The organism is Pseudarthrobacter defluvii (assembly GCF_030816725.1).
Taxonomy (GTDB): domain Bacteria; phylum Actinomycetota; class Actinomycetes; order Actinomycetales; family Micrococcaceae; genus Arthrobacter; species Arthrobacter defluvii_A.
Map to the genome: position 1 here is coordinate 4,340,153 of NZ_JAUSYG010000001.1, position 22,578 is coordinate 4,362,730.

General features: G+C 63.2%; 18 protein-coding genes and 1 pseudogene. 5 read left to right on the plus strand and 14 right to left on the minus strand.

The genetic code is table 11. The annotated features are described in order from the left end of the window. The first annotated feature begins 127 nt into the window (after window positions 1–127). From QF031_RS20305 to QF031_RS20325, 5 genes are all read left to right on the plus strand, one after another. The gene (locus QF031_RS20305) at window positions 128–1,051 is read left to right on the plus strand and encodes an ABC transporter ATP-binding protein (RefSeq protein ID WP_307432479.1); all 924 of its coding nucleotides are present in this window, start codon (window positions 128–130) and stop codon (window positions 1,049–1,051) included. Beyond that, the gene (locus QF031_RS20310) at window positions 1,051–1,944 is read left to right on the plus strand and encodes an ABC transporter permease (protein ID WP_307432483.1); all 894 of its coding nucleotides are present in this window, start codon (window positions 1,051–1,053) and stop codon (window positions 1,942–1,944) included. Before QF031_RS20305 ends, QF031_RS20310 begins: the two co-directional genes overlap by 1 nt. 270 nt (window positions 1,945–2,214) lie before the next feature. Further along, window positions 2,215–3,618 carry an amino acid permease gene (locus QF031_RS20315; RefSeq protein WP_307432484.1) on the plus strand — a complete coding sequence of 468 codons (1,404 nt, stop codon included), beginning with the start codon at window positions 2,215–2,217 and terminating at the stop codon, window positions 3,616–3,618. Between the two features lie 22 nt (window positions 3,619–3,640). Further along, a complete protein-coding gene (locus QF031_RS20320) occupies window positions 3,641–4,942 on the plus strand; it encodes a M18 family aminopeptidase (RefSeq protein ID WP_307432486.1) in 1,302 nt (433 codons plus the stop codon). 164 nt (window positions 4,943–5,106) lie between these two features. Beyond that, the gene (locus QF031_RS20325; RefSeq protein ID WP_307432489.1) at window positions 5,107–6,399 is read left to right on the plus strand and encodes an O-antigen ligase family protein; all 1,293 of its coding nucleotides are present in this window, start codon (window positions 5,107–5,109) and stop codon (window positions 6,397–6,399) included. Window positions 6,400–6,427: 28 nt separating this feature from the next. Here the strand turns inward: QF031_RS20325 and QF031_RS20330 are convergent, their stop codons facing one another. The 14 genes and pseudogenes from QF031_RS20330 to QF031_RS20395 all read right to left on the minus strand — a co-directional run bounded on the left by QF031_RS20330 (window position 6,428) and on the right by QF031_RS20395 (window position 22,505). After that, window positions 6,428–8,323, minus strand: a complete 1,896-nt coding sequence (locus QF031_RS20330; protein ID WP_307432492.1) for a glycosyltransferase family 2 protein — start codon at window positions 8,321–8,323, stop codon at window positions 6,428–6,430. Continuing rightward, window positions 8,320–9,462, minus strand: coding sequence for a glycosyltransferase (locus QF031_RS20335; protein WP_307432495.1), 1,143 nt, complete (start codon window positions 9,460–9,462; stop codon window positions 8,320–8,322). Before QF031_RS20335 ends, QF031_RS20330 begins: the two co-directional genes overlap by 4 nt. 55 nt (window positions 9,463–9,517) lie before the next feature. After that, window positions 9,518–11,035, minus strand: a complete 1,518-nt coding sequence (locus tag QF031_RS20340; RefSeq protein ID WP_307432497.1) for a polysaccharide biosynthesis tyrosine autokinase — start codon at window positions 11,033–11,035, stop codon at window positions 9,518–9,520. Window positions 11,036–11,218: 183 nt separating this feature from the next. After that, window positions 11,219–11,449, minus strand: coding sequence for a hypothetical protein (locus QF031_RS20345; protein ID WP_307433589.1), 231 nt, complete (start codon window positions 11,447–11,449; stop codon window positions 11,219–11,221). Between the two features lie 112 nt (window positions 11,450–11,561). Then, a pseudogene (locus QF031_RS20350) lies at window positions 11,562–11,888 on the minus strand (acyltransferase family protein); the annotation flags it as partial. A gap of 49 nt (window positions 11,889–11,937) precedes the next feature. Next, a complete protein-coding gene (locus QF031_RS20355; protein WP_307432498.1) occupies window positions 11,938–13,113 on the minus strand; it encodes a glycosyltransferase in 1,176 nt (391 codons plus the stop codon). Further along, window positions 13,110–14,444: a glycosyltransferase gene (locus QF031_RS20360; RefSeq protein ID WP_307432500.1), complete on the minus strand. Its 1,335-nt coding sequence runs from the start codon at window positions 14,442–14,444 to the stop codon at window positions 13,110–13,112. Before QF031_RS20360 ends, QF031_RS20355 begins: the two co-directional genes overlap by 4 nt. Beyond that, window positions 14,441–15,865 (minus strand): oligosaccharide flippase family protein, encoded by a 1,425-nt coding sequence (locus tag QF031_RS20365; protein WP_307432502.1) that lies wholly within the window; start codon window positions 15,863–15,865, stop codon window positions 14,441–14,443. The genes QF031_RS20360 and QF031_RS20365 overlap by 4 nt, the downstream gene beginning before the upstream one ends. A gap of 47 nt (window positions 15,866–15,912) precedes the next feature. Further along, window positions 15,913–17,028, minus strand: coding sequence for a DegT/DnrJ/EryC1/StrS family aminotransferase (locus tag QF031_RS20370; protein ID WP_307432505.1), 1,116 nt, complete (start codon window positions 17,026–17,028; stop codon window positions 15,913–15,915). Continuing rightward, a complete protein-coding gene (locus tag QF031_RS20375; protein ID WP_307432508.1) occupies window positions 17,025–17,684 on the minus strand; it encodes an acetyltransferase in 660 nt (219 codons plus the stop codon). The genes QF031_RS20370 and QF031_RS20375 overlap by 4 nt, the downstream gene beginning before the upstream one ends. Beyond that, entirely contained in the window at window positions 17,681–18,844 is a 1,164-nt protein-coding gene (locus tag QF031_RS20380) for a DegT/DnrJ/EryC1/StrS family aminotransferase (protein ID WP_307432511.1), read from the minus strand. Before QF031_RS20380 ends, QF031_RS20375 begins: the two co-directional genes overlap by 4 nt. After that, on the minus strand, window positions 18,841–19,836 hold the full coding sequence (locus QF031_RS20385) for an NAD-dependent epimerase/dehydratase family protein (RefSeq protein ID WP_307432514.1): 996 nt from the start codon (window positions 19,834–19,836) through the stop codon (window positions 18,841–18,843). Before QF031_RS20385 ends, QF031_RS20380 begins: the two co-directional genes overlap by 4 nt. Further along, window positions 19,833–20,957 (minus strand): Gfo/Idh/MocA family protein, encoded by a 1,125-nt coding sequence (locus tag QF031_RS20390; RefSeq protein WP_307432517.1) that lies wholly within the window; start codon window positions 20,955–20,957, stop codon window positions 19,833–19,835. The genes QF031_RS20385 and QF031_RS20390 overlap by 4 nt, the downstream gene beginning before the upstream one ends. 27 nt (window positions 20,958–20,984) lie before the next feature. Then, window positions 20,985–22,505 (minus strand): sugar transferase, encoded by a 1,521-nt coding sequence (locus QF031_RS20395; protein WP_307432520.1) that lies wholly within the window; start codon window positions 22,503–22,505, stop codon window positions 20,985–20,987. Window positions 22,506–22,578 lie beyond the last annotated feature (73 nt).

Below are 22,578 nucleotides of genomic sequence, written 5' to 3' on the forward strand. Positions count from 1 at the left end.
GCGGACCCTGATTCTCCCCTGAATCATCCCTGATTCCGGCGAAAAGCCGCCTGGACCTCGGTAGCGTGGGCCATGAACACCCACCGAAACCCTCCGCGGCCCCGCGCTGCTGTTCAAAGGATGATTCATGATCGAGGCAAACGGGCTGACCAAGGTCTACGGCGCCAAAACCGCCGTGGCCGGCGTCAGCTTCACCGTCAGTGCAGGGCAGGTCACAGGCTTCCTGGGCCCCAACGGGGCAGGAAAGTCCACCACCATGCGCATGATCATGGGACTGGACCGGCCCACGTCCGGATCTGTAACGGTGAACGGCCTGCCATATGTCCGGCACAAAGCACCCCTGCGCCAGGTGGGTGCCCTGCTTGACGCCAAAGCGGTCCACACCAGCCGCAGTGCCTACAACCACCTGCTGGCCATGGCGGCAACGCACAGCATCCCCAAAGCCCGGGTGCACGAGGTAATCGAAATGACCGGCCTGGACGCTGTGGCACGCAAGAAGGCAGGTGGTTTCTCCCTGGGCATGGGCCAACGGCTGGGTATTGCGGCGGCCCTCCTGGGGGACCCGCAGACCCTGATCCTCGACGAACCGGTCAACGGACTGGACCCTGAGGGCGTGGTGTGGGTGCGGAACCTGGTCCGCTACCTCGCCGGACAGGGGCGCACCGTATTCCTCTCGAGCCACCTGATGAGCGAAATGGCACAGACCGCCGACCACCTCATCGTCATCGGCCGAGGCCGGGTCATTGCTGACGCCCCCATCCGGGACATCATCACCGGCAAGGGCCAGTCCCGCGTCCGCGTCCGCACCGATCAACCCGACCGGCTCCATCAGCTGCTGGCCGCAAGGGGTGCATTCATCAACGTCCCGGAACGGGAGCTGCTCGAAGTAACGGGCCTGGAGCCCAGGACAATCGCCTCGACGGCCTTGGAAAACCAGGTCATGGTCTACGAACTCACGCCCCTCGTTGCCAGCCTCGAGGAGGCATACATGGAACTGACCAAGGACGACGTCGAATACCATTCCCTGCCCGCTGCGGAGGTAAGCAAGTAATGAGCTCCCTGACCACTGAATCCACACCGTCCCGCGAACCGGCGGCCTCTCCCGCCGGCCCGGTCCACAGCAAGGCGGGACGGCCGCTTCCGGGCCCCACCTTTTTCCGGGTCCTCAACTCGGAAATCATCAAGTTCCGCAGCCTCCTTTCCACCCTGATCCTGCTTGCTTCCACCGCAGTGGTCATGGTGGGGTTCGGTGCGCTGTCCGCGTGGGGGACCGGCCAGTTCGCTGATGCGGCCACCCGCGATCCGCAGGCGGCCGCCAGGATGGCCAGCCAGGGCGGAGACCTTGCCGTCAGTGTGCCCACCTCGGGCATCGCCTTCGCCCAACTGATCCTGGGGTCCCTGGGCGTGCTCCTGATGAGCTCGGAATTCACCACCGGCATGGCACGGTCCACCTTCGCAGCCGTGCCCAAGCGGCTCCCCGCCTTCGCCGCGAAGCTCGTGGTGGTGATCGTGGCCTCCTTCGCCGTCACCGCCGTGTCCACCTGGATTGCCGGCCTGGTGGCTGTTCCCATCCTGGACAACTACGGCCTCACACTGGACCTGGCCAGCTCCCAGTCCGTGAAGCTGCTCCTGGTCAACAGCATCTACGTGGCAGCCGTCGCCGCGATCGGCATGGCACTGGGAACGTTGCTGAGGAATTCCGCGGGCGGCATCATGAGCCTTGTGGGCATCTTCTTCGTGGCACCGATCGCCTTCCAGCTCATCCCGGGGGACTTCTTCGAGGAAGCCCGCAAGTACCTGCCTGGCAACACCGTCGATCCCCTGACGGCTTCCCAGCACGTTCCGGACACCCTTGAGGCATGGCAGGCCGGGCTGGTCCTCGGCGCCTGGGTGGTCATTCCCCTCCTGCTGGCTGCCGTCCTGCTGAAGCGCCGGGACGTGTAGCTACCCCTGCTTCCGCCTCGCGCCTCGCGGCGTGCGCGTGGTTTCTGGCACATTACAAATATGCCTGCCAGGAAACTTTTCTTGCCGCTGATGGTTCTTGCTTGGAGAGCCGTCCTGTTCCGGGGAACCAGATCTGTTGGACTGCACAAAGCAAGGCGCATAATGGCGGATCTAGGGTGAAACGACGATGTGGTGCACCACACGGTCCGCCGGTGGTCCACCAAGGTACGTCGCTCAACCCATGCTATTTCCCAACAGGACGGCGCTTCCATGCATGCTGACCAGCAACTCTCAAAGTCCCTGAAACCCAGGCACCTGTCCATGATCGCCATCGCCGGCGTCATTGGTGCAGGCCTTTTCGTCGGCTCGGGGGCAGCCATCCAGCAGGCCGGCCCGGGCATCCTCGTGGCGTACGCAGCCGCCGGGTTGGTGGTCATCCTGGTGATGCGCATGCTGGGCGAGATGGCCGCAGCCAACCCCGAAACAGGCTCGTTCTCCACCTATGCGGACAAGGCACTGGGCCGCTGGGCCGGATTCAGCATCGGCTGGCTCTACGCCTGGTTCTGGATCATCGTCCTGGGAATCGAGGCCACGGCCGGCGCCGCCATCATGCACCGCTGGGTGCCTGGCATTGACCAGTGGGTCTGGGCATTGGTGCTCATGGTGCTGCTTACGCTTACCAACCTTGGTTCCGTGAAGTCCTACGGCGAGTTCGAATTCTGGTTCGCCTCCATCAAGGTGGCGGCAATCGTCCTCTTCCTGCTCTTCGGCGCCGCCGCCATCCTGGGCCTCATTCCCGGCGTCCCCGCTCCCGGACTGAGCAACCTGATCAATAACGGCGGGTTCATGCCCAACGGTCCGGGCGCGGTCCTGGCCGGCATCCTGGTGGTGGTCTTTTCCTTCTTTGGCGCTGAGATCGCCACCATCGCAGCCGGCGAATCCGAGAACCCCGTGGATGCCGTGAAGAAGGCCGTGAAGTCCACCGTGTGGCGCATCCTGGTCTTCTACATCGGCTCCATTGCCGTGGTGGTTACGCTGCTTCCGTGGAACTCTGCCTCCGTGGCAAAGAGCCCCTACGTCGCCGTCATCGAACTGTTCGGCATTCCCGGCGCCGGAACCATCATGGACGTCGTGGTGCTTACCTCCGTGCTCTCCTGCCTGAACTCTGGCCTCTACACTGCCAGTCGCATGCTCTTCTCGCTCTCCACCCGCGGTGACGCTCCGCGCTCATGGACCCGCATCTCCCGGCGCGGCGTCCCCGCTGCGGCTGTCCTTGCTTCAACGGTGGTCGGCTTCGTAACCGTGGGCCTGAACTACATTGCCCCGGACACCGTATTCCTCTTCCTGGTCAACACCTCAGGCGCCATCGCCCTGTTCGTGTGGCTGGTTATCTCGGCCTCGCAGTTGGTCCTCCGCCGCCGCATGGGGGCCGCGGCCAAGGACCTGCAGCTGAAGATGTGGCTGTTCCCGTACCTCACCTGGGCAGCGATCATCAGCATCGTGGCCCTGCTCATCGGCATGGTGATCGTGGAATCCACGCGGGAATCCCTGTTGCTGTCACTGGCGCTGGCGGCCGTGGTGGTGGTACTGGGCGTCCTTCGTTACCGGCGGAAGGGCGTTGCTGCCAGCCAGTCGGCCGTGCCGGCCGAGCCTGCAGCGGCACCCGCCGAGTAGGCGCGGCGCTAGACTCGGGACCATGCCTTTGCCTTCGTCTGCCGCAGACCACATCCAGGACCTTGGCGCCTATGTCAGCGCATCGCCGTCGAGCTTCCATGCCGCGCATGAGGGGGGCCGCCGGCTCGAGGAGGCTGGGTTCACCCGCCTGGATGAGCGGCAGCCGTGGGAGGGCGGGGCAGGTTCCTTCTTCATCATCAGGGACGGCGCCCTGACAGCGTGGTCGGTCCCCGAAGGTGCGGGACCGACCACCGGGTTCAACATCCTTGGGGCGCACACAGATTCGCCGTCCTTCAAACTCAAGCCCAAGCCCACCACCGGCGCCCACGGCTGGCTCCAGGCCGGGGTGGAAATCTACGGCGGACCGCTGCTGAATTCCTGGCTCGACCGCGAGCTCCGGCTTGCGGGCCGGCTGGTGATGCTCAATGGCACTGAGCACCTCACGGCCACGGGCCCGCTGCTCCGGTTCCCGCAGCTGGCCATCCACCTGGACCGGGCGGTGAACGAGGGGCTCACCCTGGACAAACAGCGGCACATGAATCCGGTGTGGGGGTTGGGGAATCCCTCGGAGGCTGACCTGCTGGGCGTCCTGGCGGACTCGGTTGCCGGCGCCTCCGTGGATCCGGGACAGATTGGCGGGTACGACGTCGTCATTGCGGACACGCAGGCGCCTGCGGTTTTCGGGGGCAAGGGGGAGTTCTTCGCGTCAGGGCGGCTGGACAACCTTTCAGCCACGCATGCAGGGCTGGCGGCGCTGGTTGCCCACGCCGGTTCCGCCGGCACCGGCGGCCCCATTGCGGTGCTCGCCGCCTTCGACCACGAGGAAATCGGCTCGAACTCCCGCTCCGGTGCGTGCGGACCCATCCTTGAGGACGTGCTGGTCCGCATCTCGGACAGCCTGGGCGCAACGTCGGGCCAGCGGCGGCAGGCCCTGTCGGCGTCGTTCTGCCTCTCCGCTGACGCCGGGCACGCAGTGCACCCTAACTACCCCGAGCGGCACGACCCCGCCAACCACCCCGTGCTGAACGGCGGCCCGCTGCTGAAGATCAATGCCAACCAGCGCTACGCCACGGACGCGTTCGGTGCTGCCTTCTGGGCACGGCTCTGCGGCGATGCCGGCGTGCCGTACCAGGAGTTCGTGTCCAACAACGTGGTTCCGTGCGGTTCCACGATCGGTCCGCTCACCGCCACCCGCCTGGGCATCAGGACCGTGGACGTGGGCGTGCCGCTCCTGTCCATGCACTCGGCCCGTGAGCTGTGCGGCGTCGAGGATCCGTACCGCCTGGCTGCCGTCACGGAGCTGTTCTACGGGACCGCCGCGTAGTTCCCGTACTTTGCGGCACCACAAAGGTCCTTGCGGGTAGCCACATGCCCTGGCAGACGCCCTAGTTCCTGCATTGCGCCCGCTTTACGGTAAGAGGGCAGACGCCGGCAGGGCGGACCCCGCTTTGCAGTTGCGCCTTGGCTGGCAGGGAAAGGCTGGAACTCATGGGGCTGTTCACCGAAGCTCTTTACCTTGGGTTGGGATTCGCTGCGGCCGCGCTGGGGGCGGTGGTTGCCCTCACGCATCCGGGCCGCCGGAATATTCTTGCGTTCCTTCTCGGCGTTTCCGCAGGGCTCGTTGGAGTCCAGATTTTCAAGGTCCATATCTTCACGCTCCTCGCCGTTGCCTGGGTCTTCCTACCCGGCCGGGCAAGGAACAGAGCCGCCTTCAAGCCGGTTGCGGCGTTACTGGCAGCCGCATTGCTGCTGGCCTCGACCACACTTCTCGGCGACCTGGTCAACAGCCCAACCCTTGGCCTTCAGCTTCTGGGACTCGCGGTGTCGGCGGCGCTCGTAGCCCTGACGTCCAACCGTAAGGATGTGACGGCCATGCTGTGGGGCCTGCTGGCCGTCTCCACCGTCGGCAGCGCCGTGGGAGTACTGCAGGTCTTCCAAGTCATCCCCTTGGATCTCTGGCACCTTCACGTCAGCTCCATCGGCCGGCCCACAGGGATCTACCCTGAACCTGACTGGCTTGGAATGTTCTCCGGCGTGGGCGTGCTTCTCAGCTGGCGGCTCTCGATGTCCCAGCCGGCAAAGGTGGCACTCTTCCTGCCGAATATCACCGTGTTTGTCCTGGCCATGGCCCGGGCTTCGTGGATTGCACTCCTGGTGTGCATAGCTGCCGCAACTGTGGCATCCGCGGTCCACAGGTACCGCGGATCGACCACTGCCGGAACGGGCCCAAGGCGGGGCCGACGCGCCGCCATAATTGTTGCCTCTGTCGCTGCCATCGTGGCCGTAGCGGCAGTTCCGCAATTGCAGGAGGATGTGGCTGCCCGGGCGTCCACGATGCTGGGGACGGTCCAGGAGGACGATATTTCCGGGCAGGCACGGATCAGGCAAAACGATTCGCTCTTCGAACTGGCCCGGTCCATCCCGGTGTATGGTCATGGCCTTAGCTCTGCGGGACGGGTAGGTGTTTGGGGCCAAATAGATACAGTGGGCGAGTCGCAGAACAACGTGGCCAGCAACTGGGTCTTGGGGATGTGGGTGGACGGCGCATTATTCGCCCTTCCCCTGATGGCCTTCCTGATAGGTCTTGCGTTGGTGCGGGTGCGCACTATACCGGGCCAACTCCTGCTGTTCACGCTCGTGTGCAGCTTGTTTTCCAACGCCGTATTCTTCCCCGTGACGTGGCTGTTTGTCGGACTCGCGATGATCGCTGCTCCCCCCAACCGGGGGCCCTTAGCGGGTCCCCGCCACCGCTTGGAAGACACCCTCGTCGGCAGGGAGTAAGCCCCTTGGTGATGGGGACAGGGCTACATCAGGGAGTGCGGGGAGCTGCCAGGCGCGCCCAATCACACGCTGCCTGATGGTGGAATGATTCGGCAGCCTTAGAGGCTTCTGCCCGTCCGTCGGTAACGGCGAATTCAATGGCCCGAAGCCAGGCGTGCACGTCGCCCGCGGAGCCGTTTTGTTCACTGACCAGCAGCCGTGACTCCGCTCCAAAGAGTTCCGCCAGGCTCGTTTCGGAGCGCCCTACCACCGGAACGGCGTGCTCAAGGGCCCGGATGGCAATCCCGCTCTGGAAGAACCGCTTATAGGGGATGAGTATGACGGTGCTGCCTGCAATCAGCTGGTCCAGCTCGTCTTCCGGAACGAATCGCGCATCCACCGACCATCCTTTGACTGCCGGCCACCCACGGCCAACGATCTCGCAGTCGTAGTCGGCTCCAAGGTGTTCGGCGAGCAATTCCAAAAGGTCCAGATCCCGGTCCCGCTTGTATTGCCCCAGCACGCGGATCCGCGGCCGAGGGGCTGGCCCGCGGCCGCCCATACGGGTTGCGGACTGCTCCGTTGAGAGTGGAAGAACGGGGTGGCGTACCAATGCCAACGTGTCGAGTCCCCTTGCCCGCATGGCTTTGGCACCCTCTTCACTGTGCACCAGCGTTCCAGGCCGGCTTTTCAGCCTCCGCATGAGGGCGGACGCGGCCCGGCCACTTCCGGCCGACCTGACCAGCGGGGTGGGGTCGTGGTAGACCACCCACGAGGTACTCCCGCACATCACCTTGACCAGGAGGATGTCCCAAAACCCTAAAACGGGCCACGTGACCAAAATCCTGGGTGGAGCGCTGCGACGCCGTGTCTGCCAACCGGCCCGCGCCAGCAGTTCCACGTATTCCAGCAGCCACGCGAGGCGGTGTTTGCCGGAGACAGAGGGCTCGTCAAGGGAGCGGACCTGCGCCGGAACTCCGGCGTCCACCAGATGCTGATGCAGCGCGTTGGTGTAATGCTTAAGGGCGCCCCCCAGGGGGTTTACGATGATCACCCCCTGCGGTTGCATGGCCCGGGCTCCGGCAGCCAGCGTGCTTCCCTCGCGAAGCCCGGACAGCAGGGGACGGAACGTGTCCAGGTGCTGGTGTTTGATGAGGTCCCGGGCCGTAGACCGCACCAAAAGATACGGTGCGGATGCCCGGGCCTGGAATCGTGACCCGTTCTTCGCATGGAAGAGTTGGATGTTCCGGGTCAGGTAGAACGGCGGAATTCCGTTTGAATGCTGCCAAGCTACAGCCTGCGGGCAGACCTTTACCTTCCACCCGTGGCGCTGGAGGGTTTGATGATGGTCCGTTTCCTCCATATAGAGGAAATAGGTTTCATCGATGGGGTAGTGGGCCAGTATGCCGCGCCGGAACATCAGGAAGGCGCCGTCAAGCCACGACACGGGGTGCGGGGGACCGGGAGACGTTTCAGGCCGTCGCGTCAGATGGCCGCGGTGGCGGGGCAGGCCCAGGACTTTGGTGAATTGTCCCCCCTCCGACCAGATGGTCTTCCCTTCCTCTCCCGTGACCAGGACCGGTCCAACCACGGCTGTCCCCTGATCTTCCACGAGGGCGCTGCGGAGGATGGGCAGGCATTCCGCCTCGGGCCGGGACTCATGGGTGGCGACCAGAAGGTACCGCCATCCGGGGGTGTTTTCCTCATGCCAGGATGCCCCACGGTTGACGGCCGCACCGTAACCCGCGTTCGCGCAGTAGATCACGTGCGCGCCCGGGGGCATGAGATTCTCCACCTCGGCCCGTTGGTCGGGCTCTTCACTGTTGTCCACCACGAGGATACGGTCCGGGGCTACGCCACCGGCGGCCAGGGCTGCGAGGGTGGGCCCCAGCGTTCCGTAGCTGCGGTGGTGCACCACCACGGCCGCCAGGTCCGGGATGGTCATGTGGCCTTCCCAACCGCCAACTGGTTTGCTGGTTTTCCCGACGGCTCCATCGCCGACACAAGCGCGCGTTCATAACGGCCGCAAACATCCGCCCAGTTGTAGTGGAGGATGGCGCGCTCCCTGTTTGCGTGCCTTGCCTTTAGCCGGAGGTCGTCATCCGACAACATGTGGCGCAGTGCGCCCGCGATGACGGCCGGATCCGCAGACACTAGATGCTCGGGGCTGTCGAGGACTTCGCTGTTGTACGCGGTGCGGCGCGCCACCACCGGTGCTCCACATGCCATTGCCTGCACCAGGGCAGGATTTGTCCCGCCCACGCTGTGGCCATGGAAGTAAACTCCTGCATGTTGCCACAGCGAGAGCAGCTTGTTGTCATCACTGAGGTGACCAAGCCAGGTGACATTCGGGTGCCGCGCGCCCAGTGCCTTCGCGTCCTCGTCGAAGGAACCTCCGTATCCGCTGGAGCCCACAATGACCACTGGATGTTCACCGGCTATGTCCTCTACAGCCTGAAAGAACTCCGACACCGTGTTTTCAGGGACGAACCGGGCCACCATGAGTACATACGAGTCGTGTGCGAGGCCCGGGACTACCTCCAACGGAGCCGGAACGTCACCCCCATATGGAATGAATACCGATTCCCGGCCAAAGTCCTCTTTCCAGCGCCGTTGAATTTCGACGGCGTCACTCACCAGAAGAGTCCCGAAACGGGCAGTAAGACGGGCACCCAGCTTGAAAACGAGCTTTGCAAAGCCGTTCCATTTGGCGCGTTCCCACTCAATTCCGTCAACGTTCACAACCGTAGGTATGCCACGCAGTTTCAGCAGTGGCAGCCAAAACCCGTTCGCCACATTCATCACCAGCGCGACGTCGGGCTTCTCCCGGAGGCAGTGCAGAACGGCGGTGAGCCCAAATGACAGGGTACTCAGTGACTTGCTTTCCAACCCCTGAGTTGTGGTGGTCCGGACACGGGGGTCGCGGGCGGCGTCATCATCCTTGGTCGAACCGGGCCGGCAATACACATTGACATCCCAGCCCTGGTCGGCGAGAAAGGGTGCGATCTTCCTGACGGCGGTTTCGAACCCCCCGTAATAGCTCGGATAACCACGTGTGCCGACGACTGCGACAGTTTTGGCCATCTTCCTTCTCCTGTTTCGCGTTGGAGCCACTCCAGAAACCTCCCGCTGGCGGCAGCTAGGACGCTTCCCGGATTTCCTTGGGAGCGCCTTTGTGAGAATCGGTGCTGTCCGGGTTTCCGGAGACTGACACATCCGGGGCTGCCAGGTAGGAGCCGTAATAGGCGTAGGAATCAACGCCCTTCGTGGGAACACAGTTGAAAATCACCCCGAGGACCGAGGCTTTGACTGTGTGAAGTGTCTTCAGCGACCTTTCAAGTTCGTCCCGGGTGGTTCCTCCGGCCTTGGCCACAACGATCACACCGTCGGCCGCGCGTGAGAGGACAGCAGCGTCCGTGACGGGAAGCAAAGGGGGAGCATCAATGAGCACCGTGGCCCCGGCGGCAAGGGTGGTGAGCAGCTGCTTCATGGCATTCGTGCCCAGCAGTTCGCTTGGGTTCGGCGGGGTTGGTCCGGAGCCCACAATGGAGAGGTTCGACAGGACGGTGGGGGCCTGGATCACATCGACCAATTGGGCCTGTCCGCTCAGTACATTGGTCACCCCGACCCCCGGAACAAGATTGAAGGCTCCGGCAATGCGGGGACGGCGGAGGTCCCCATCGACGAGAACGACGGGGTCGCCGGTGGCAGCCATTGTCACGGCCAGGTTTCCGGCGACCGTCGACTTGCCCTCGGAGGTCATTGGGCTTGTTACCAGGATGACGCGGGGACGGTGGTCAACGTCGAGGAACCTGAGGTTCGTCCTGAGTGCCCGAAGTGCCTCTATGAAGGCACGGTTCTGAACTTCTGTTTGCTGGAGTTCATGGCGCTCAGTGCCAAGTACCTTGAAGGTCCCGCTGATGTCCGGGTCATAGGGGAGCGTCCCGATCACCGGAACTTCGAAGAGGCGCTCGATTTCGCTGGAGCTTCGCAGCCGGCGGTCAAGGTGATGGCGGAGGAGGGCTGTGGCGTAGGCCAGGAGCAGACCCGCAGCCGCACCCAACAGGAGTGCCAGTTGGATGTTCGGGGAAATCGGTGCAACGGGACGGACCGCTTTATCGAGCGGAACCAGGCCTACCGGGAGTGCTGGCGAGGATGTCTGTCCGGCGGTAACGGAGCTTTCAAGTAGTTGGACCTGTTTGGCCAGCTCGCTGATCCACGCATCGGCTACCCGCTGGGCCATCACCGGATCCGGGGAAGTGGCGGTAATGCGGATTTCGGCCGTTTCAACAGGGACATTCACCGAAATCGTGGGGAGCAGGGCGTCAGCGGTGGTGTTTAGTCCCACCGACGCGATGACCTGGTCTGCGATCAGGCGGGATTCCGCAATCGACTCGTAATTCTTGATCTTGGACTTCGCCAGTGCATCGCCTGTCAGGAGCGTGTTCACATTCTCTGAACCGACGGTGAGGACAAGGGCGCTGGACTCGGCCGCATAAATTCGCGGCTGGAGGGCGCCCCAGAGCGTGACCAAGGCCGTGACCACAATTGCTATGACCGCGATGGACCGCCAGTAGAGCCTTGCCACCCGGACATAGCCGCGCACCCCCATTCCCGTTGTGGAGTCATCGCTGTTGACCTCATGCTTGCCTGTCACGATGTTCGTTCCTTTCCTCTTTCGGAGCGCCTGAAGGCGGGTGAACCCGTCGGCCTGGCTGCAAAACTAACGCGGCGTTGGTTGCCGCCGGGATGAACCGTTGACGCTTTGTGGACTGACTACTGCAACAGTGTGGAAACTGCGGGCCTCCGCGCCGGGTTTCGTCGGACAGCCTTCAGGCCGTCAGGAGAACTTTGTCTTCCATTTGGCGGCGGGCTTAACAAGGGCCTCGTGGGTGAGGACTGCCAGGACCGCACTTGCCGGTATGGCGTACCATCCGACGTCGATGAGCCGGTCGGTCCCTATGGCCAGCATGAACAGGATTGCCACGGGGTAGTGCCAGATGTATAACTCGTAACTGATCTTTCCCACGTAGACGACAGGCGGCACTGAGAGGACAGACTTCAGTGCCAAGGGGCTCCGGGTACCCGCCACTGGCTGCCAAGGCGACCTCGAACAGATGCTTGCTTCCCCTTATGAGCAAGCCGAAAGGAAGTATTGCCACGATGGCGACGAGCAGTGCGGGATACAAACGAACTGCCCTGCGCCAATAGAAAAGGCCTAACCTGATCCGGTGATTCCGGTTCAGTTCCGCGAGCAATATCGTCGTAATGAGGAACCCGGACAAGGCAAAGAAGATGTCAACGCCCAGGAATCCTGCGAACGGCAGCGGCTGGAGCCCGTGATGGATGAGGACAAGCAGGATGGCCACGGCGCGCAGGCCATCAAGGGCAGGAACATACTGCAGCCCCTGCGGAATAGACACGGGCTTCGATGACTTGGGTGAACTTATCGCTGGCGCCTCACCGATAAGAGCAGTCGAAAACCACGAGAAAGCATCGGGTATTCGCATCCGTAGTCTCCTTTGACACGTTCGAATTCGGTAATCGCTCCACCCGGGGTCAGTTGGAGCGCGTGGAGCAAAGCTCGCTTGTGGGTTGACCTACGAGTTCGTTGAACCGGGCTGCCCGGGCTGCCCAACTGTGGAGGGAAGCAAACTCCCTCCTCCTGCGGTCCAGCTCCTCGTCATCCTTTTCCGCGAGTGCAGCGATCACGGAGCTGACGAACTCCTTGGGGGTCGCACCGATGGCGACCAGATCGGTATTGAGCCACCTGGCAGAAGGTGTATCCGTCGAAACAGTGCCTACGCCGGCCGCGAGATACTCCAAAGTCTTGAGAGGAAAGCTGGCGCGATTAAACGGTGTATCGGCATATGGGGTTATTCCTACTCCCGCTATCTGCAGGTGCCCTTGAACCTCGTCCGACTCCAAGCGACCCAGCCACTGGACATTGTCCAAGGCCAGAAAAGCGTCAAGCTGCCGTCCGAAAGACGGGTCCCTGTCCGTTCGTGGCCCAATGACGACAAGAGAGACTCGGGCGGACTGTAAGGCCTTCAAAACGCCAAGGTCCAGACGCTCGTTCAGTTGGCCCACCAGGTATGCCGAAGAGGTCCGTTTTATCAATTTGACCGGAGCGGGAAACGGCGAACAACCATTGGGCAGCATCTCGAACGCGGGACTGTCCGGCGCTGTCGTCTTCCTGATGGTGGATTTGAGTGTCTGCAGTCGCATCACCAGCGAGTCGGAAACTGCTGCAACTGTGTCCGCTCGGGACATATTCTGTGTCAAGACCCGTCGCAGCTCCTGGCGCCTGATCCCTGTCAGCTTTGACCCTGCAAGCCAGTCGTCGGTCACAAAGTAAATCCTTTTCCCACTAATTGACCGGGGAAAGGTGGTACAAGCGTGGGAGACAACCACTGCCTCCGGCTCCCAACCGAGCTTCTTTAGAGCAGCCTTTGTAACTCGGTCCAGCAAGTACGCCTTTACATGCCGGATCACCGGCCGGGAGGCTCCTTTCATAGGAGGAACGCGCAGCCGCCAGACGTTCTTCTTGACCTCAGCAAACTCGTCATTCCACTTTGCGGTGCCGATAAGGGTTTTCCCATTGAGAGGACCAGGCGGGTCTACCCACAGTACTGAGCGGGATTCTGCAATTTCTGAAACGAGGCATTTGTCAGTCGCAGCTACTTCATCCCAGCTGGTTCCGGCTATCCAAACGATCGGGCCAAGTACCGTCATGACAGTGGTGTCCTCCGCACTGGTTTCTCCTGTGTTTCCTGCAGTCGAAACGTATCCGTGGCAGGTGGGGCCTCCTCCGCGTAATGCGGGCTGAGCAAGGGCCCGGTCAGGGGCCGAGCGTTGAAATCCTCTGCAATCGACCGTCCCATGATCCGGGAGGCGATCCGTCGGGTTTCATAGTTCATGAACCGACTGGCAGCGATGACATCTCCTTTGAGTTCCTTCGCCGGCTGCTGTCTATTTCTGACGGCATCGGAGTAGATAGCCAGCTGCACGTCCTTGGCCCGATGCAGCGAAAATCGGCTTTGAACCACCTGCAGGCCGAAGGTGCCGAGTTCCTTTCGGAGTTCTTCTGCCGGCAAGAGCCCTGTAAGAATCCGGCCCAGCTCGCGGCGGCCAGAGGTCGGATCGCTTCCGGCGCCGTACCAGCCCTGAAAAAGAAAGGTAGGCAGTGATGATGGCGTCAGCAATTCCCAGAAGCCACCCTCACCCTGCACCACCAGAGGCTTGGCAAAAGACAACGCCTTGAGAGCAGATCCCCCCATGCCCAGGCAGACATCTGCAACGTCGTAGACAGGTCGTGGGTCGCTAAGTTCACCCAACAGAATCACTGTCCTTCGCCCGCTCTGTTGATTGACCTGTGCTGCACGTTTCGCAACTTCAGCCTGTGCAGGGCCGTCGCCCGCAACAAGCAGGGTTACTTTGTGGAGGCGGGACAGGTCAGCCACAACTTCCATGGCTGTAAGGATGCCTTCCAGCTTCAACTGATGGGCCAGGCGGGACACCAGTGATACGACGTATGTATCCGGTTCGAGTTTCAGGTTCTTCTTGAACTCTGCCTGACCGAGAGCCAGACCCGGACGGTTAACCTCCGTGTCGACCGGGGGCTCCATGAGTGCGATGCGGGTCCGGCCCGAGCTTGATTCCGTATCAGCGATGAGCCGAGTGCCGACGGCAAGTGGAAGATGAGCAGGAATGAAAGGTGCCACCCGCATCGAAAGTACGGTGGAAACCGCCACCGTTCCGGCCAGTTGCCTTGCGGCAAGATAGCATTCCAACGCGGGGGGCCATTCGTAGCCGTGGAGGACGTCGAACTGGCGCCTTCGTGAGAGGGCTACCAGGTCCCGGATCGCGGCAACGGAGGGACGTCTCCGAAGTATGGGGGCGGGCACAAATTCCAGCCCCAAGTCAGAGATGATGTCCACCAAAGGCCCAGGCCGGCCAAAAATGACGGCCTCGTGCCCGTCACGTTGAAGTGCACCAGCCAGTTCTATGGCATTCAGTTGACTGCCCCCAACGCCGAGGTCATGAGCGTAAACGAGTATTTTCACCCAGCCGAACCTTTCGCGAGCATTTCTACCGGCTTTGCCGGCGTGGAGCGTCCAATTCTGCGCAGTGTGCCCAAATCCGAACGGCGAAGAAAGAGCAGCAGTCCGGTTACCGCGGCCGTGAGGACGCCCGCAAAGAGGAGCATGAGAAAATCGCCGGGAAGCCATAACGCCACGGTGAGGGACGCCCCGCCCACCGCCAACGACGCAAGCAATGACACCCACGTTGCGTAAAAAATCCCCCGCAGCGAAATGCCTTCGCGGGATAGACACCAGAAGTAAAGGGGGAGGACTACAAGCGCGGCCACCATGGCTTGTGCGCCTGCCAGTCCGGGCAGGCCGTACCAAGTTGCTCCGGCGACGAGCACGGGAATGAGGATCAGCATGCTTCCCGTCTGGATCATGAGTATCCGCCCCGACTTTCCGCGTACCACCAGGTAGTCGTACGAGAGATCGCTGAAGATCTTGCACATCGCTGCAACAACAAGCCAGGCGAGTGCAGCAGCAGCGGGCACCCAATCGCTTCCGTAGACAAACCTCACAAGAGGCGTTGCCACACCGGCCAGAAAGAAGACCCCAGGTAAAGCAGCGGCCGCCACCACCGCAATGATGGAAACCAGGGATGAATGCATGGCCTCTTTGTCCTGCTGCACTGAGGAGAGCACTGCGGGGGCCACCCGCCGCAGCGGTTGGGCAAAGATGCTCACGGGCCAGTTCGATAGGTTGAAGGCCATTGTGTAGAACGCGAGTGCTATCGGGCCAAGCAGAATGCCTGCGGAAAGTTGGTCAGCGTAACCAACAACAAAGAACACGATGCTGGTTCCTGCCAGTGGCAACCCGAATCGGAGGAGATGCCCAAAGTGGGCCGGATCCAGGCCGAACCGATAAGGAAGAGGTGACTTTGCCAGGAACATCGCCCCGGAGATAAGGCTGCCGACCAACCTCCCTACTGCCAGAGCCATGGCTCCCATACCCGCGAACGCCAGGACCAGTGAGAGTACTGCCCCCACCCAGACATTGACCTGATCGATACCGAGTCGGGTCTTTTCACGGAACTCACGCTGAAGAAGTGCGGCTGGTGATGCCACGATGCCATTGATTAAGACGCTGAGAATGAGAACCTGGACTACTACGGTGGCAGAGGGGTCGCCCATGGCTGACGTGAAATGCGGAGCTGCAAAGTATGCCGCAGCGCAGAAAAGAGCGCTGCTGCCAACCGAAATGGTGTTGACCGTGGGGACAATTCGGCTGGGGTCACCTGGCCAGCGGACGATTGCCAATGAAACGCCCAATTCGTTGAAGCTCAGGACGGCCACGAGTGCGACGAGGGCGATTGAAAAGGTACCAAAGGACTCCGGCCCCAAGACGCGGGCGAGGACAATGCCTATGCCGAGGGTTCCGAGCTTGGAAAGCATCGCGTTCAAAACACTCCAAAGGAAGGCGTGCGAGGCCCCGGGGCGCGCTGCCGCTGTCATGTTGCTTCCACCAGGACCTCAACCACCCGCTCTTGCTGTTGCTCCGTGATATGAGGGAACAGCGGCAGGGACAGGATTTGCCCGGCAGCCTCCTCCGCCACAGGAAACGAACCGGAAGAAGCACCGGCATAGGCACCGCTCATATGCACGGGCACCGGATAGTGGATCCCTGCCTGGATTCCCGCCCGGTGGAGAGCGGCAAGGACTTGATCCCGGTGCTGTACGCGCACCACATACAGGTGCCAGACGTCCACATTCCCCGGTGCCTCCAGGGGAAACTGAACCCCGGGAACGTCCGCCAGCAGGGCCGCATAACGCTCTGCCGCTGCCCGCCTGCGCAGGTTCCACGACAGCAACCTTGCCAGCTTGGCCTTGAGGACCACGGCCTGCACCGTATCCAGCCGCGAGTTGAATCCGACGGCTTCGTGCCGGTACTTCTCGGAGCTCCCGTGTGCACCCAACAGACGCACCTGGGCCGCAACTGCAGGATTGTCCGTGAGCACGGCGCCCGCGTCCCCGGCGGCGCCAAGATTCTTCCCGGGATAGAAGCTCGTCCCGGCGGCAAGACCCCACGTACCGGCATGCTTTCCAAAGCGGGTTGCACCCTGGGATTGCGCTGCGTCCTCGATAACCACAGCACCGCAGGCGTTCGCAACAGGAATCAATCGTTCCACGAATGCGGTCTGCCCAAACAGATGCACCGGTACGATTGCCTGGGTGCGGGACGTTGCCGCGGCGGCAACGGCATCAGGATCGATCAGCAAGTAGGCTGGGTCGATGTCCACCGGCACCGGAAGTGCTCCGATCCGGCTGATGGCCTCCGCAGTCGCGATGAAAGTATTCGCAGGAAGAATGACTTCCCCACCGGGACGTACCCCTCCTGCGCGCAAGGCAAGTTCCAGTGCGTCAGTTCCGTTGGCAACACCCACACAGTGCCGGGCGCCCACGAACGAGGCGTACGCCTCCTCGAAAGCTGAGACGGCAGGTCCACCGATAAAGGCAGCCGAGGACAAAACATCGGCCAGTTCCGCCATAACTTCCTCATGGATTTCAGCCTGCTGGGCCACTAGATCCACCAACGGCACTGGCTGCAAGTCGACATCGGGATTCATGACATCCCTCCCACCCGGAAGACGTCCCCGTCGATTTCGTGGGCCGGCACGCCTACCCAGGTCTGCCCGTCGGGGACGTTGCTGAGTACCGCCGCTCCCATCCCCACGGTGGCGTAGGCCCCCACGGAGGTCCGTTCGCGCACGCTGGCGTTCATGCCCAGGTAGGCTGCCCGGCCAACGCGGACTCCGCCGCCCAGCGACACTCCCGCAGCGAACGTGGCGAAGTCCGCCACGTCGTCGTCGTGCGTGAACGTCACTGACGGCATGGCAACCACGTGCGAACCCAGCGTGACGGAGGCGGTCAGGGTGACGTTCCGGAGCAGGATGCTGCCCCTGCCCACCCGGCACCCCTCGGGGTACTGGACCGAAGGGTCAACGGCGGTGGCATAGCGGGCCTCGGTGAGGCCCAGCGCCGTCAGCCGCTCCACCACTGATTCGCGTGCCCGCCCGGAGCCGATGCACACCAGCACGAACGCGTGCGTGTACCTGGCAGCGTCATCGATGGTTCCCAGCACGGGTGCACCGTCCACGCTGACTCCCGCCATTTCTTTGTCGTCATCAAGCAGGCCGACGACGTCGTACTGGCCGCTGCTGCGCACCATCGCCAGGACTTCGCGGGCCAGGCCGCTGGCAGCTATCAGGATCAGCTCACTCATGTGCGCGTCCCGGCTGCCGCCCGGATGGTGCTGATGATCCTGTCCAGCCCGTCGTCGTCCAGCTCGTGGTACACCGGCAGGATCAGCGTCCTGTCGTTGAGCCGTTCCGTGTGCTGCAGCAGGGTTCCACCCGAGTCGCGCCACCGGTATGCGGGCTGGCGGTGCGCCGCCATGATGCCACGGCGGGCTGAGATCCCGGCCTCGGCCAGCTCTTCCATCAACCCGTCCCGCGTGGTCCCAAAGCTGGGGAGCACCTCAACCCAGAACGACTGGAAGTTGGTGGTGCCGTAGGGCGGGTCAGACACCAGCCGCAGGCCTGGCACCCGGGCGAGGCCGGCCACGTACCGTGCCGCAATTTCCCGGCGCCGTGCAAGAACCTCGGGCAACCGTCCCAGCTGGACGATTCCGACGGCGGCCTGCAGGTCCGTCATCCGGTAGTTGAACCCCACCTCCAGGTACGACTCCGGCGGGGCCAGCAGCGAACCATGCCGGTCTGCGGCGGACATACTCATTGAGTGCTCCCGCAAAGTCCTGGCCCTCGCTGCCCAGTCGGCCCGGTTGGTGGTCAACATGCCCCCTTCACCGGTGGTGAGGATCTTGCGCGGATGGAACGACCACACCGCAACATCGGCGCCCACACCGACAGGCCGACCCTTGTATGTTGACCCCACGGCGCACGCCGCGTCTTCGATCACGGTGATCTCGTGGCGGTCGCACAGCTCACGGATGGGGTCCAGGTCCAGCGGAACGCCGCCTTGGTCCACGACGATCACGGCGCGGGTATCCAAAGTGAGTGCCGCGTGGATGGTTTCCGCGGTCACGTTCCCGGTGGCCGGGTCCACATCACAGAACACCGGCCGGGCACCGACGTATGTCACCGCATTCGCCGTGGCAATGAAGGACAGCGAAGGAACCACTACGTCGTCCCCGGGCCCGATCCCCGCTACCACCAGCGCCAGGTGAAGGGCGGTGGTGCAACTGGACGTGGCCACCGCGTGGCGGACGCCCTGGTATTCGGCAAAGCGGGACTCGAACTCCTTCACCTTGGGTCCCTGCGCCACCCACCCCGAGGCCACCACTTCAGCCAGGGCGCGGGCTTCCTCGTCACCAAGCCACGGCTTCATGACGTTGATCCTGTTCAGGAATGTTTCAGCAGTCATGGCGCACCCACCTTCCGTGCAGCGGCAATCTCGTCGCGCAGCGGCATCCACCAGCTGACTAGTTGCCGGAGTCCTTCTTCGAGTTCCACCTCGGCTTTGAAACCGAGATCACGTGCGGCGGCGGACGTATCGGCAAGCCGCCGCACCACGCCGTTGACCTGGCGTGCAGGCCCGTGCTCCACCTCAAGCCCCGACCCCATGGCCCGCAGCAGCGCCTGCGCCATTTCCAGCAGGCTGGTTTCCGTGCCGCTGGCCACGTTGTAGATCCCCTCGGTGATGCTGCTTGCGGCCGCCAGCACGTTGGCGCGGGCCACGTCGGCGGTATGCACAAAGTCCATGGTCTGCAGGCCGTCCCCAAAAATCAGCGGCGGCTGACCGTCCATGATCCGCTCCATCCACCGCACCAGGACCTCGGTGTACAGGCCGTGGACGTCCATCCGGGGCCCATAAACGTTGAAGTAGCGGAGCATCACGTAGTCCAGTCCGGTCATGGCGCGGAAGCTGCGGGCCATGCCCTCGTTGAAGGACTTGGCGGCACCGTAAAAGGTGTCGTTGTTGGCGTGATGGTGCCGTTCCGGGGTGGGGAACTCCTCAGCCATCCCGTACACGGAGGCACTGGAGGCTGCCACCAGCTTGCCCACCTTGTGCTCCGCGGCGGCCTCCAAAACGTTGAAGGTTCCGGCCACTAGCACCTCTAGGGCCAGCCGCGGCTCCTCGGCGCACTGGGTGATGCGGATGGCGGCCTGGTGGAACACCAGGTCCTTCCCCTTGGTGAGGTCATGCACCAGGTCCCGGTCCTGGATGTTGCCGCGCACCAGGTCCACCTGACCGGTTGCCAGGGCACCGGAAAGGTTGCCGAGGCGGCCGCGGACCAGGTTGTCCAGGACGTCGATGTGTTGCACGCCGGCGTCAAGCAGGTCGTCAACCAGGGTTGATCCGATGGTCCCCGCACCACCAGTGACCAGGACGCGGGCCCCCTCCAAGGCGCTCACAGTGCCCCCTCCAGATCCGGTCCGGTTCCGGCCATGGCGCTACCAGCCACCGGGGCCGCTTGCCCGTCCATGCCAAGGCTGCGCGAAACCGCCTCCAGGACAGACAGCACCCTGAGCCCGGAGGCGCCCCCGGTCCTGGCCTCCTGGCCGCTGCGGATGCAGGATGCCAGTTCCTGTACCACCAGGCCCAGGGCCTCCCGTTCAGGAAGTGCGGGGGACCAGGTATCGCCCAAGCGGTAGGAAACTGCAGTTGATGCTTTTTCCCCTACGGATTTCGGCTGCCGGTCAAGGCTTACGCCACGGTCGTAGACGCTCAGCCGCTGTTGTGGGTTGAGGTCGTCCCACACCAGGGTCCGGAGGGATCCGCCGATGACCATCTGGCGGATCTTGGTGGGGCTCAGCCAGTTCACATGCACGTGGGCGGTTGCATCGTTGGGCAGCCGGAAGTTCAGGTGTCCCACGCAGTCGCGCCCTGTTCCCAGCGGATCCGCGCCGAACGCCGAGACCTCCGCCGGGTTGAGTCCGCCGGGCAGGACAAAATCCAGGATGGCGAGGTCATGTGGAGCCAGGTCCCAGAAAACGTCCACGTCAGGTTGTACGAGCCCCAGGTTGATCCTGGTGGAATCAACGAACAGGATTTCTCCGAGGGAGCCGGACTGCACCAACTCCTGCATCTTCAGGACGGCAGGGGTGTAGCAGTAGGTGTGGTCAGCCATCAGCACCAGCCCGTTGGCTTCGGCCTCGGCCACCATTTCCAGCCCGTGAACCCTGCTGTCCGCCAGCGGTTTTTCCACCAGGACGTGCTTTCCGGCGCGGAGTGCCGTCATGACAGTCCCGTGGTGGGTACGGGCTGGCGTCGCAATGGCCACGGCGTCCACATCGCAAAAGTCCAGCAGCTCATCCATGGACTCGACACAGGGAATATCCCCGAGAGTGGCAGCCAGTTTCCGCGCCCGTTCGAGGTCCAGGTCGCAGATAGCCACCAGGTCCCAGTCAGGGCTTGCCTGGAGGTTTCGCGCCAGGTTTGGTCCCCAATAGCCGGCACCGACGACGGCGATGCGGAGTTTGCGCGCAGGCTTCGGCTGCTGGGGGACGTGCGTTCGATTCGTAAATGACCTCATGTGTCTTCTTCCCATTTCTTGAATTTGCTAGTAGGCCCCGGACGGCCGGGCGACGGCCCTGAACGTCCGCCAGAGAATCAGCAGGTCGCCTGCAAGGGACCAGTTTTCGACGTAGTAGAGGTCAAGCCGGACCGCTTCCTCCCAGGAAAGGTCGGACCGTCCGTTGATCTGCCAAAGCCCGGTGATTCCAGGCTTGATCAGGAGCCGACGGTGGGTGTGCCGCTCGTAGCCGCTGACTTCACGGTCCAGCGGCGGCCGCGGCCCCACCATGCTCATATCGCCCAGCACCACGTTCCAGAGCTGGGGAAGCTCGTCCAGGGAGTACTTACGCATCCAGCGTCCGCAGCGGGTAACCCTGGGGTCATCCTTCATCTTGAAAAGCACCCCGGCCCCCTGATTCTGCTGGTTCAGGGCAGCCAGCCGCGCCTCGGCGTCGACAACCATGGAGCGGAACTTGTACATCCCGAACACCTGTCCGCCCTTGCCGATCCGGTCCTGCCTGAAAAGGATCGGGCCGGGCCTGTCCAGCCGGACTACTGCGGCAAGCACCAGAAGCACTGGAGAGAGCACCAGGAGCGCAGCCAGCGCAGCAATGACGTCCATGATCCGCTTCAGGGCGTGCTTTGCGCCGCCGTACTGCGGAATGTCCACATGCATCAGGGGGAGGCCCTCCACCGGACGCCAGTGGATCCGCGGACCGGCAACGTTGGTCAGGGTGGCCGCCAGGATCAGCTCCGTGGAGGACTCCTCGAGTTTCCACCCCAGCTCCCGGATGAACCTGTTTCCGCCGGGGAGGGGCCCGGCAACGATTACCGAGTCCGCGTCAACCAGGCGGACGGTCCGGGAGATGGCGTCCGTGGACGAAAGGACCGGGACAGTCCGCCCGTCCACCCGAAGGCCCGCTCCCCGCCGCGCGCCCGGGAGGCAGGCCCCAAGGATCTCGTACACGGCTCCCGACTTCCGGGACACCTGCTGTATCACGTATCTGACGTCCTCCGGTTCGCCGACCACAACAGCCCGCGAGAGGTGCCTGCCCCGCAGTTTTTCCGCGGCCAGCCGCCTACGGAACGCCCAGCGGTTGGCAGTGAGGGCCACGAGGCCCGCCGGCAACGACACCGTGACGAACGCCGTGGCGCCGTGGACGGAGAAAACCACAGCCGCGAGGGCCATCAGGCCAAAGATGCGCAGGGTAGCTGATGCCACCCGCTTGTATTCGTCGGCACCAATGCCCAGCACCTTGGGGTCTCGCGTGCGATAAGCCTCCAGCGCCCCCAGCCAGATGACTGCTAATGCTGCGGCGGCTACTGCTGCCCCGCCGTCCCTGGGCCCCTCCGGTGCGAAACCGGCTTCCGAGAGGATGAAGCCGGTGTAAACGGCTGCCGTCACCATGATGGCGTCAGCTCCGCGGAGAAGATTGACATGTCGGGAGATCCAGGCTGCGGACGCTCTTCGGTTCCGGGCTTTTGATTCCGTGGCGGTCCGGACAAGCGGTGACACAGGCCAGTCGAATGCAGCGGGCCGTGCTTCAGCCAGTGGTATTTCAGCCATGGTGTGCCCCTTTCCGGCGTAGCGTGCCGTCTGTCCTTGGCCGTGTAGCAAAACTAGCCTCGGACCGGCGCGT